Below are 11,947 nucleotides of genomic sequence, written 5' to 3' on the forward strand. Positions count from 1 at the left end.
CGCGCGGCGTCAGTCCTGCGCGAGCGGGTTGGGCAGCGTCCCGTTCGGGTACAGCGCGTGGCGCAGGGCCCGGTCGGTGTAGCGGGTGACGACGATGCGGTCCCGGTTGAGCGCGTAGCGCGGGATGCGCGGCACCAGCAGGTCGTACTCGGCGAAGCGCTCGCGCAGCTCCGGGTTCTTCTGGTGGAAGGCCAGGATGGTCCTGCGCACCTGGCGCCAGAAGGCCTGCTCCGGCACGCCCAGCTGCTCCTCGCACAGCGGCGCCAGGTAGCGGAAGTGGCCCACGAAGATTTGATCCACCACGTGCTGGCGGATGACCGACGGGTGCTTGCGCGGCAGCACGTGGTCATGGCCGTCCGGCTCCGGGCCGCGCTCCGGCACGTCCGTGAAGGACACGCACACGTCGTCCACGAAGTCCTTCAGGTACAGCCGGCGGGGCACGTCGTCGCCGTCGAAGCCCAAGAGCGTGTTCTGCCCGTGCGGGTTGAAGGTGATGCCGTAGCGATACAGCACGTGCATGATGGGGATGAGCAGCGTGTCGAACAGCTGCTGCAGCCACGCTTCCGCGCCCAGGCCCGACGCGCGCACCAGCTCCGCGACGAACGCCGTGCCCTGGTTGTCCACGTGCAAGAGCGACGCGAAGGTGCGCACGCGCTCGGAGGCGTCCTGCCGCGCGGCGACGGGCTCGCGCCAGATGCAGCCCAGCGTCTCCAGGTGCTGGTAGGGCACCTCCGCCACCTTGGAGAGGTACGGGTGGCGCACCGTCACGGAGGCCACCTCGCCCAGGAACACCGTGCGGCAGGTGTCCGTGAGGAAGGGGTCGCTGTCCAGCAGGCACTTGAGCCACTGCGTGACGACGGGCGCGCCCAGCGTGCAGTGCGGGGGGATGCCGCGCCACACCAGCGTGTTGAGGATGCGCAGCGGCAGCTTCACGTCATAGCGGCCCGGCGTGGTGATGTTGGCCATGGTGCGGATGGACTGGCCGGGCAGGTACTCGTCCGGACTCTCGCCCAGGGGCACGATGCGCCGCTGCGCCACGTCCGCCGCGTGCAGCACCTGCACCGCGTGCTCCCACTGCCACGGGTGCACGGGCATCCACACGAAGGCGTCCGGCTTGAGGTCCAGCGAGGTGAGGACGCGGGTGAAGCGGGCGCGCGTCGCCGCGTCCAGCTCGCGCTCCAGGATGGCCTGCTCGGACAGCTCCGACGTGCCGCGGAACTCCGCCAGTCCCCGGTGCACCGCCACCCACCGCAGCCGCACCGGCTGGCGCGCCTCCGGGGCGTAGCGGCGCACGTCGGACGCGGAGAAGCCCACGCGGCCCTTGTTCGCCACCAGCCAGTTGTGCCCCGTCATGTGGCACTCCAACTCGGTGTGGCCCAGCCCTCGCATCTGGGCGGCGGTGTGGCCGCCGTGCGTGATGCGGGCCGCGTCCACCGCCAGCGTGGAGGACAGCTCGTTGAAGTAGGTGGCCAGCGTGGACGCGTCGGTGTTCAGCGTGGACGCGGCGTCCGCGAGGAACTGGAGCGCGTCCCAGGCGGGCTCCGCGATGCTGTTGCCCAGCATGCCGGTGGCGCTGCGGGTGATGGACGCGGGGTCCACCTTCATCCAGCCGAAGGCGCCCGGCCGTGCGCGGAACTGGTAGGACGTGCCGCTGCCCAGGTCCACGCGGTAGCGGCCCTCGCCGCCGTCCTCGACGGGCTTGAGCATCTCCTCGAAGGACCATTCGCCCAGGGCCTTGGCCAAGAGCCGCCGGCTGGCCTCGCGCCAGTCGGCGGGGCTCACGTCGGACAGGGCGGGCACCGGGTGTTCACCGGTCCCGGTGGACGCGTGGGGGACCGCCGCGTTGGAGGCCGCCGCGAGGTGCGCGGGGGCGACGGGGGACTCGAGGTTCGTGGTTTCGTTACGGGGGTTCACGGGGACTCCTTCAAGGAAAGGGAGGGGGCTCCGACGGCCGGGCGCGAGGCCCGGGGCGCGGAGCGGGAGAGGACGGCAAGGGCGATGACGGCGCCGCCCAGGCACACCGCGGCGGCGGACAGGCACACGGCCAGGTACGCGTCGCCGAAGGCCGAGGTGGCCAGCGGCAACAGGGACGACTCCACGGCGCTGAACTGCCCGGTCTCCACCGCCGTGCGCGTGTGCCGGGCCACGTCGGCCGGCAGCGACGCCTGGGACAGCGCCGCGCCCAGCCGCGACGAGAACACGGCGCCGAAGACGGCCACCCCCGTGGCGGTGCCCAGGGGGTAGCAGGCGTTGGTCAGTCCAGAGGCCATGCCCGCGCGCTCCGGGGGCACCACGCTCACCGCCACGCCCATCAGCGGCGGGAAGAGGACGGCGCCACCGGTGCCCATCAGGATGAGCCCCAGGAAGTTCACCCACGGCGAGGCGAGGGCGGCTCCCAGCGCCAGGGAGGCCAGCCCCGCGCCCTGGAAGGCGAAGCCGCTGGCCACCAGCGTGGACGCCTTGAATCGCGCCTGGATGCGCGCCATGAACATGCCCACGACGAGCAGGCTGCCCGTCAGCGGCAGCAGCCGCAGGCCCACCACCAGGGGCGAACCGTCCGCCGCGCGCTGCAACCACAGCGTGGTGAAGACGAGCACGCCCAGGCTGGACATGCGCGCCAGGAACCCGAGCACCGCCGCGCCCGACAGCTCCGGGATGCGCAACAGCTCCAGGTCCAGCATGGCGCCGGGGCGGCGCTGGCTGGCGATGAGCGCCACCAGGAACACCCCGCCCGCGCACGCCGGCACCCACACGTGCGCGGAGCCCCAACCGGCGTCCGGCCCCATCATCAGGGGGTAGTGCAGGGACAGCAGCACGCCGATGGCGAGCAGCGCCCCCAGCAGGTCCAGGCTGCGGTGGGTGTCCTTCGGCGTGAGCGCGGGCATCCGGGTCAGCGCGCCCGCCACCACCCAGAGGCCGATGGGGACGTTGACCAGGAAGATCCACCGCCAGCCCACCAGCTCCACCAGCACGCCGCCCACCACGGGCCCGAGCGCGCCCGCGGCGGAGGCGATGGCCGCGTACGTGGCGATGGCGCGCTGACGCTCCGCGCCCTCGTACACGGCGGCGAGCAGCGCCAGCGCGGGCGCGAACATCATGGAGCCGCCCAGGCCCTGGGCGACGCGGGCGGCCACCAGCGTGCCCGCGTCGGGGGCCAGGCCGCACAGCACGGAGGCGACGGTGAACAGGGCGGTGCCTGCGACGAAGACGCTCCGCCGGCCCACGCGGTCGGACAGCGCGCCCGCGGTGAGCAGCAGCGCGCCGAACGCGAGCGAATACGCGGACACCGTCCACTGCACCTGGTTCAGCCCGGCCTTCAAGTCCGCGGCGATGGCCGCCAGCGCGACGTTGACCACCGTCACGTCCAGCGTCATCACCACGCCCCCCGCGCTCACCAGCGCGAACGTCCACCGCGCGGCGCGGCGGGCCTCCGCGCTGGCGTGCGTGGCCGACTCCGCCGCCGGGGCTTGCTGCGACCGCGTACTCATGAAGCCTCCGACAGGCGCGGGCCGACCGGCCGGGGCGGCTCGCTCAGTACCACCGGGTGCGCGTGCGGCACCTGGGGCCTGTCCACGGGGTGGGCCTCGTCGCCGGAGCGCTCAGGGACGCCGAAGCTGGAGAAGGCCGTGCGCCGCGGCAGCCGGAAGACCTCGCGCCCCAGCAGGGTGTTGAGGATGGTGGCGTTGCGGAACGCGGAGATGCCCAGGTCCGGCGCGGCCACGCCGTGGCTGTGCAGGTCGGCGTGGGTGACGAAGACGCGGCCCTGGATGTCGGGAGCGAGCTCCACGGAGTAGTCCAGGCGGACGCGGTAGCGGCCCTGGTCGTCCCAGCGCAGCTGCCGCTCCATGGGCTTGAGGAACCCGGGCGAGCGCTGCTTGTAGCCGGTGGCCGCGACGACCAGCGCCGTCGTGTGCTCGAACGTCTCGCCGGTGTCCAGGTGCCGGCACTGGAGCACCACGTCCCCGGCGGGGCTCACGGACGCGTCGTCCACCGCCACGCTGGAGCGCAGCTCCACCGGAGCCAGGCCCTGCTCCAGCTCCCGCCGGTACAGCACGTCGTGCAGCTGCTCCAGGGTCTCCGTGGAGATGCCCTTGTAGTGCCGCCACTGCTCGGCGACGAGCCGGTCCTTGGTGGGCTGGGGCAGCGCGTGGAAGTACCGGACGTAGGCCGGCGTGGTCATCTCCAGCGTCAGCTTGGTGTAGTCCAGCGGCGCGAAGGACACCGTGCGCGTGAGCCAGCTCACCGCGGCGCCGCCCGCCAGGTTGCGCTGGAGCAGGTGCAGGGCCACCTCCGCGCCGGACTGCCCGGAGCCCACCACCGTCACCCGGCGCGCGGCCTCCACGTCCCGCTGACGGTGCAGGTAGTGGCCGGTATGCACCACGCGGCCCTCCGGCAGCGACGCCAGCGCGCGGGGCAGTGCCGGCTCCGTGCCGATGCCGATGACGACGTCGCGCGCCAGCATCGTCACGCGCTCGCCCTCCCCGCGCCGCACGTGCAGCACGAAGCGCTGGCGCCCGGCGTCCCAGTCCATGGACTCCACGCGGTGCGAGAAGCGCACGGACGGCAGCTTCGTCACGGCCCAGCGCAGGTAGTCCTCGTATTCGCGCCGCGTCGGGTGGAAGCGCTCGCGGATGTAGAACGGGTAGAGCCGGTCCTTCTCACCCAGGTACGCGAGGAACGACAGCGGGTGCGTGGGGTCGATGAGGCTGACCAGGTCCGCCAGGAAGCTGAGCTGGAGCAGGGCCTCGTCGAACATCAGTCCCGGGTGCCAGTGCAGGCCCGGCTGGGCCTCCAGCACCACCAGGTCCAGGCCCTCCACGCGCGAGGCGAGCGCCGCCAGGCCCAGGTTGAAGGGGCCACAGCCAATGGCCACCACGTCGTGTTCGGAAGCGGTTTCAGCGGTCAGGGGATTCATGGAAGGTCTTTCTCGGAGCGGGGGTAGACGAACAACGTCGCCGCCTTGTCCGGCAGGGAGATGGCGCCAACGGCCCGGAAGCCGGCGGCGGAGAAGGCGCGCAGCGAGGGCGCGTTGCGTGAGTCCGGTTCGGCCACCACCCGGGTGCAGGCGGGGTCCGCGGCGAGCAGCCCCTCCGCCACCGCGTGCAACAGCGAGCGGCCCAGGCCGCGCCCGGTGCCGCCCAATTCGCCAATGGCCACGTGGACCCCCAGGTCGTGGGGCCGCTGCGCGTAGTGCCCGGCCAGCCGGTCGCGCACCACGCGGTAGATTTCCAGGTACGCGAGCGGAACGCCGTCCCGTTCGAGCATGCACGGCAGCGAATGCGTTCCCGCCAGCTGCCGCTCCAGCTCCGCGCGCCAGCGGTCCTCCGGCCAGGCCTGCTTCCAGAACTCGGCCACGTGCGGCGCGTGCATCCACCGCACCAGGCGCTCCAGGTCCTCGGAGACGCTCGCGGGCCTGAGCAGCCACGGGGCGGGGAGCTGGGGCAGCGGGGGCGCGGGCACGTCCGCGTCCGGCGTCAGGGCCTGTGCGAGCGCGCTCATCGCCGGGCCTCGCGCAGGGGGTTGGGCGCGTCGAGGTAGACGGACTGCGCGTCCAGCGGCGCGAGCACCTCGTCGATACCGTGCAGCCGGGTGAGCAGGTTGCTCTTGGTGGGGAGGATGTCCGCCTCCAGCCACCGGCGCGCCAGCCGGTCCCCCGTGGGGCCCGCGGCGGCCAGCGACGGCAGTGCCTCACGCAGCCGGCCCGCCATCACCCCGAGCAGCCGGCGCTCGTCGCCCAGCCCTTCGGAGCCCAGGCAGCCCACGACCGCGAGGGCCTGGTTGCGCAGGAGGTAGTAGGAGAGCCGCTCGTCGACGAGGGCGTCGTCCACCACGGCCAGCGTGGAGGCCTCCACGCCGAGCAGCCCGAGCAGCCGGGGCAGGTGGGACGAGGCCAGGTAGTAGCCCTGGTTGTCGCGGAACGCGGAGCCCACGACGTGGCCCCGGGCATCCAACTGGACCAGCGTGTTCTGCTGGTGCGCCTCCAGTCCGATGCCGGTGGACGCGTACAGGTGCAGCATGGGGACCAGCACGTGGTCCGTGTAGTCGGCCACCCACGCTTCCGCGGCGCCCGGGCCCAGCGCGGCCACCAGCGTGCCCAGCATGCTGCGCCCCAGGCCCGGGCGCGGCGCCACCAGGCCCACGAGGCAGCGCAGGTCCGCGACGCGCGACGGCACCTCTCGCACCGCCACGTCCAGGCCCGTCACCTCCGGACCTCCGGGCCGCGAGGGCTCGTCCACCGCCAGCCAGGACGGGTCCTTCACGATGGAGAAAGACGGGTGCGCGGCGGTGGTGGCGCTCGCGTAGCCCGCGTCCAGCAGCCGGTGGATCTCCAGGCCGCGGCGCAGCTCCGTGCGGGTGGACTCCCGGCGGGAGTTGGTCAGCCGCAGGCCCAGCGACAGCTTCAGCATCACCGGCATGTCCGGGCGGTAGACGGTGCGCACGCTCGACGTGGCCCACCAGCGCGGCCCCAGCTCGCCCAGCGGCGTCAGCAGGCCCGCTTCAATGAGTGCCGCGATGCGCGGCCGGCGGAGCACGTCCCGGGCCTGCCACGGGTGGGCGGGCACCAGCACGCGGCCGTCGTTCCGGGGCCGCTCCGCCAGGTCCGCCATCAGCGCCACCATGTCCCGCCCCGACAGCGACGGCGCGCCCGCCACCGCGTCGTGGGACACCACGGACGGATCCGCGGCGAACCAGTGCAGCCGGAACGAGCCCCGGAGCTCCGGGGAGAAGTCCGCGCTGTCCGTGGAGGACAGCCCGTCCCGGCTCTTGGGGGCCGGGTGGTGCAGGTGGCCCAGCAGCAGCGCCTGCTCCGCGTCCAGGAAGCCGTCCACTCCGGCCGGCGGCTGGGGCCGGGCGCGGCGGTGGCCCACGAAGTCCGTCACCCGGCGCACGGACTCGGCCGTGCGCTCCACCAGGTCCGCGACCTGGCCCGCGGGGACGCCACCCCGGCGGGCGGCGCCACCGCGCAGCGCGGCCTCGTGCGCCACCAGCGCCACGGCGAGCACGGGGTCCGCCCGTGTCGCGCCGCCCGGTCCTTCCAGGGACACCGGCCCGAAGCGGTGCCAGCCGCTCGGGGAGCAGTGGGTCACCTCGGTGGTGAGCGCGAGCCCCGACCCGGGCAGGGACACGCGCAGCGGCCCCGGGTGCACGGGGGTATGGGTCTCCAGGAGCCAGCAGCGCAGCAGCGCCTCCAGGTGGGCGTGCTCCGCGGACAGGCGCGCGTCCGCGTGCTCCAGCGGATCCACGGCGGGGGAGGGCGTCAGGGCAAGGGCGGTGCTCATGCGGCCCCCTTCTGGAAGCGCGGCGACAGGGCGCGGCCGGCTTCGAGGACGGTGTGCACGAGGGCGTCGATGTCCTCGGGCGTGGTGGTGGGGTTGAGGAGGGTGAACTTCAGGCAGACCCGCTCCGGTGAGCCCGGCCCGTCCAGGCGGACGGCGGTGCGGCCGATGAGCGCGGCCCCGGTCTCCAAGAGGCGGCGGCGCAGGGCGCCGTTGATTTCGTCCTCGCGGGAAGGGGCTTCGGGGACGCGGTAGCGGAAGACGACGGTGGTCAGCTCGGCGGGGGCCACGAGCTCCAGCTCCGGCTCCGCCAGGATGCGCTGCTCGGCGTGGCGGGCCAGGTCGTGGCAGGCGTCCACCATGTCGCCCAGGCCCCGGCGCCCATGCGCCAGCAGCGTGGCGGCGACCTTCACCGCGTCTGGCCGGCGCGTCGTCTGGAGGCTGCGGCCCAGCAGGCCGTCATAGCCCGCCTCCGAGTCGTCCTCCGGGTTGAGGTAGGCGACCTGCCGGTCCAGCGCGGCGAAGGCGCTGGCGTCGGAGACCAGCAGCACGCTGGTGGCGGCGGGCTGCCAGCCCAGCTTGTGCAGGTCCAGGGTGATGGAGTCCGCCCGCGAGACGCCGTCCAGCCGGCCCTTGAGCCGCTCGGAGAACAGCGCGCCGAAGCCGTAGGCCGCGTCCACGTGCAGCCAGACGCCGTGCTCCGCGGCGATGTCCGCGATGGCATGCAGCGGATCCACGCTGCCGAAGTCCGTGGTGCCCGCCGTGGCCACGATGGCCAGCGGGGTGTGCTCCGGCGGCAGCTCCCGGAGGAGGGCCGCCAGCGCGTCCGGGCGGATGCACCGGCGCGCGTCCGTGGGCACCGGCCGCACGGCGTTCTCGCCCAGCCCCAGGGCCGCGCAGGCCCGGTGCACGGAGAAGTGCGCCAGCTCCGAGCACAGCACCACCGGGCCCGGTAGCGCGGCCACGCCCTGCCGGCGCGTGTCGATGCCCCGGCGCAGCGCCGCCGCGTCCCGGGCCAGCATCAGGCCCATCAGGTTGGACATGGAGCCGCCCGGGGTGAGCACCCCGTCCGCCCGAGCCGAGAGCCCGGCCAGCTCCAGGAGGCCCTGGATCAGCCAGCGCTCGATGGCGATGGCGGAGGGCCCGGAGTCATAGGTGTCCAGCGACGCGTTGCTCGCGCTGGCCAGCGCATCGGCGGCCACCGCGACCGCCAGCGGGGGCGGTTGCAGGTGCGCCACCGCGTGCGGGTGCGACAGGTGCAGCCCGTACTCCACCAGCACCCGCCCCAGCCGGGACAGGGCCGCCTCCACGCCCATGCCTTCCTCGGGAATGCCGTCCCCGCCCAGCGCCGCCCGGGCGGCGGCGAGCACGTCCTCCGGAGTCCCGGCGCGCAAGGGGCCCGAGGGCCACCGCGCGACGGCCAGCGCGCTGCCCACTGCGCCCGTCAGGGCCGCCGTCACCGCGGCCAGGCCCTCTCGGGACCCCGCCAGCACCGACGATGGGCGCCGCGGCCAGCGAGGAGGCATGTCTGCTCCTCGCGTTCCCTGCTCAGTCTCTGTCTGCATGGTTTTACTGTCTCCAGTCTTGGTTTGGATGATGCGTATTGCCGCCAGCGCATGGACATGCGCCGGGTGGGGGAGGGGGCTGGAATCACGTCTTGGAAAAGCCGCGGCACACCGCGGTCGTGGTCTGGCTCGCCATGGCCAGACATGGATGTCTGGATACACTCCGGCCATGCGGGGCGGACGGTGTCGCCACGGTGGGGATGAATCAGCGGAGCGCTGCTGATGTATGGGGTTGGGTTCCTGGCGCGCGCAAAACCGCGTCAGCCCACCCGGTCTGGGAGGGAGGAGGAGAGTCTTTGGGTTGTCACCGCACGTGCCGACCCGTCACGGGAGACGAGGGGCACCCTGGAGCAGCGTTGGCTTTGGAGCAGACAGGCAACGGCATCCGCCCGCTGTCTGGAGGCGGAGCCTCCGGACGCGCCGCGCACGGATGTGTCGCGATTTCATTCGCTTGTGAATTTGATGATGATTCTCAAATTCATGTTCTGGATGGGGCTGGAGTATCCGGATGCTTCAATGCTTGTCAACAAGATGTTTTCTGGGATTTGTCTTCTTAGGCCGATACCTGGATGTTGCGTATGGGATGGGCTGCGCGGGCTCCGGGGTGGCTTTCACACGCACCGTGAGCCGGCTGGGATGACAGGCATGTCTGTATCGAGATGTTGTGTTTGACGATGCTCCACCCACGGGGTGACGCCGACCCGGAGCGAAATGGGCGCAAGGCGGGTACACGGGCAGCCGAGGGGGCACACGGCCTGTGTCCCGGCCGCCGGCCTGGCCAACGGGGCTGTAGCGCCGGTGAGCAACGAAATCCCGGTGCCGGACGCACTGCAATTTCGGTGGTCCGCTATTATCGCTAGTCCATGTCGGATGAACTGATGGGGCGTCAGCCAGGAGTCGCGCAGGACGCTCGGGAACTGGTCGAGCTGGCCGCCACCGAGGAAGGGGTGGGCGAACTGCTGCGTCGTGGGCTGGACTGGCTCACGCGCGTGGTGCCCTTCGACCTGGCCACGCTGTTCCTCCTCAAGGAGGGACGGCTGGAGGCGGTGGCGGCGCGCGGCCCGCTCGCGAACCAGGCGGTGCGCAAGCATTCCCTGCAACTGGCGGACTTTCCGTCCCTGAAGCAGGCGCTGGAGACGCGGCGCGCGCGGGCCTTCACGGAGGAGGACCACTCGCACGGGGACGGCGACCCGTTCGACGGGGTGCTGGACCTTCCCGCGGGGCACTCATGCATGGTGGTCCCGCTGTGCGCGGGGGAGCGCTGCTACGGCGTGCTGACGCTGGACCGCGTGCAGTGTGAGACGTACGCGCAGCCGGTGGTGGACCTGGTGGAGGTCTACGGCCAGATGCTGGCGACCGCGCTCCAGGGCGCGGAGCAGCGCGCGACGGCGGAGCGGCTGCACCGCCAGGACCACGAGCACGCGAAGCTGCTGGAGTCGCAGCTGGGCGGGGACTCGGAAGGCATCCTGGAGACTTCCTTGAGCCCGGTGATGCGCGACCTGTCGTTGCGCGCGCGGCAGGTGGCGGAGACGGACACGCCCGTGCTGATTACCGGAGAGACGGGCACGGGCAAGGAGCGGCTGGCGCGGGCCATCCACCGCTGGAGCGCGCGGGCGGACCAGCCCTTCGTGTCGCTCAACTGCGCGGCCATTCCGGCGGGCCTTCTGGAGAGCGAGCTGTTCGGCCACGTGAAGGGGGCCTTCACCGGCGCGAACCGCGACCGGGCGGGCCGCTTCCAGATGGCGCACGGGGGCACGCTGCTGCTGGATGAGATTGGCGAGCTGCCGGTGGAGCTGCAGGCGAAGCTCTTGCGCGCGCTCCAGGAGAAGTCGTTCGAGCCGGTGGGCAGCGACAAGACGGTGCGGGCGGACGTGCGCATCCTGGCGGCGACGCACGTGGACCTGCACCAGGCCATCGCGCAGAAGCGCTTCCGCGAGGACCTCTTCTACCGTCTGAGCGTCTTCCCCTTGAGGCTGCCGCCCCTTCGCGAGCGGCGCGAGGACCTGCCGCAGCTCACCGTGTTCCTCCTGGAGGAACAGGCGAAGCGCACGGGCCGGCGGGGCATGCGGGTGTCGACGTCAGGGCTTACGCGGCTGGCGTCCTACGACTGGCCCGGCAACCTGCGCGAGCTGGCGAACGCGCTGGAGCGCGCCACCATCCTCACGCGCGGGCAGGAGCTGACGGCGCAGTCCTTCGACCTGTCGAACGGCGAGCGCGCGCGGGAGGTGCCGGGCCCGGTGACGGTGGAGGAGACCCCGGCGCCGCTGCCCGCGGGGGCGAAGGTGCCCACGCTGGCGGCGGTGCAGCGCGAGCACATCCTGCGGGTGCTCGCGCTCACCCGGGGCCGCGTCTACGGTGAAGGCGGCGCGGCGGCGCTCTTGGGGCTCAAGCCGTCCACGCTACAGAGCCGGATGAAGAAGCTGGGCATCGAGCGGCTGGAGGGCTTCACCGCCGCCGAGGACGCGTGACGCGGGGTCAGTGCCAGCGGCTGTCCTCGCGGGCCTCGCGGCGGTCCTCGCGCGTCTCCTGGCGGTTCTGCGCCGTCTCGCTGCGGGCGAGCTGGACCAGGTCGGCGATGAGCATGCGCTTGCGCGAGAGGCTGCCGCTGTCCATCCGGCCGTAGAGGTTGTTGAGCTCCTGGGAGATGGAGCGAGTCTGCCGCAGGGCGCGGGACTCCTGGCGGGCGTCGCGCACGTCATCGCGGTGGTCCTGGCGGGCGTCGCGGCGGTTGTCGTCGTAGCGCGCCTCGCGGGCGCTGGAGCGTGCCTCCTGCTTGTCCTGGGCCAGCTCGCGGCGGGTCTCGTTCAGCTCCGACGCCACGTAGCGGCGCACGTCCTCTTCCACCTGGAGCAGGTCGCGGCGCGCCGCGCGGCCACGGGCGGAGTCGTACCGGGAGAGCAGCGACTCCACCTGCCGCAGGTCGTAATGGTCATCCCGGGTCTCGCGCGCGTCCTGCCTCAGCTCCTGGCGGTCACGGGTCTGCTCGCCGTGGTTGTTGCCGCGGGGACCGCCTGCGTGAGCCAGGGCCGGGAGGGACAGCGCGATCGTTGCCAGCAGCCACTTCGACATGGGGGGCTCCATCAAGTGCGTCGGATGCCCTGATGG

The 11,947-nt window shown here is 72.8% G+C and carries 8 protein-coding genes; 1 reads left to right on the plus strand and 7 read right to left on the minus strand.

The annotated features are described in order from the left end of the window. Positions 1–9 precede the first annotated feature (9 nt). The 6 genes from D7X30_RS35150 to D7X30_RS35175 are packed head-to-tail and all read right to left on the minus strand — an operon-like array spanning position 10 to position 8,803. A complete protein-coding gene (locus D7X30_RS35150; protein WP_199724634.1) occupies positions 10–1,914 on the minus strand; it encodes an IucA/IucC family siderophore biosynthesis protein in 1,905 nt (634 codons plus the stop codon). After that, positions 1,911–3,488, minus strand: coding sequence for an MFS transporter (locus tag D7X30_RS35155; protein WP_120567333.1), 1,578 nt, complete (start codon positions 3,486–3,488; stop codon positions 1,911–1,913). Before D7X30_RS35155 ends, D7X30_RS35150 begins: the two co-directional genes overlap by 4 nt. After that, on the minus strand, positions 3,485–4,915 hold the full coding sequence (locus tag D7X30_RS35160; RefSeq protein ID WP_120567334.1) for a lysine N(6)-hydroxylase/L-ornithine N(5)-oxygenase family protein: 1,431 nt from the start codon (positions 4,913–4,915) through the stop codon (positions 3,485–3,487). Before D7X30_RS35160 ends, D7X30_RS35155 begins: the two co-directional genes overlap by 4 nt. Further along, positions 4,912–5,499 (minus strand): GNAT family N-acetyltransferase, encoded by a 588-nt coding sequence (locus D7X30_RS35165; RefSeq protein WP_120567335.1) that lies wholly within the window; start codon positions 5,497–5,499, stop codon positions 4,912–4,914. The genes D7X30_RS35160 and D7X30_RS35165 overlap by 4 nt, the downstream gene beginning before the upstream one ends. Further along, positions 5,496–7,280 carry an IucA/IucC family siderophore biosynthesis protein gene (locus D7X30_RS35170; protein ID WP_120567336.1) on the minus strand — a complete coding sequence of 595 codons (1,785 nt, stop codon included), beginning with the start codon at positions 7,278–7,280 and terminating at the stop codon, positions 5,496–5,498. The genes D7X30_RS35165 and D7X30_RS35170 overlap by 4 nt, the downstream gene beginning before the upstream one ends. Then, on the minus strand, positions 7,277–8,803 hold the full coding sequence (locus D7X30_RS35175) for an aspartate aminotransferase family protein (protein WP_120567337.1): 1,527 nt from the start codon (positions 8,801–8,803) through the stop codon (positions 7,277–7,279). The genes D7X30_RS35170 and D7X30_RS35175 overlap by 4 nt, the downstream gene beginning before the upstream one ends. A gap of 917 nt (positions 8,804–9,720) precedes the next feature. Between D7X30_RS35175 and D7X30_RS35180 the strand changes: the two genes are divergently transcribed. Continuing rightward, positions 9,721–11,310: a sigma 54-interacting transcriptional regulator gene (locus tag D7X30_RS35180; RefSeq protein WP_120567338.1), complete on the plus strand. Its 1,590-nt coding sequence runs from the start codon at positions 9,721–9,723 to the stop codon at positions 11,308–11,310. Positions 11,311–11,317: 7 nt separating this feature from the next. On the opposite strand, the gene D7X30_RS35185 is transcribed toward D7X30_RS35180, so the two are convergent. Next, positions 11,318–11,911: a hypothetical protein gene (locus tag D7X30_RS35185; RefSeq protein WP_120567339.1), complete on the minus strand. Its 594-nt coding sequence runs from the start codon at positions 11,909–11,911 to the stop codon at positions 11,318–11,320. Positions 11,912–11,947: the final 36 nt, after the last annotated feature.

It is taken from the genome of Corallococcus sp. AB011P, from assembly GCF_003611605.1.
GTDB lineage: Bacteria > Myxococcota > Myxococcia > Myxococcales > Myxococcaceae > Corallococcus > Corallococcus coralloides.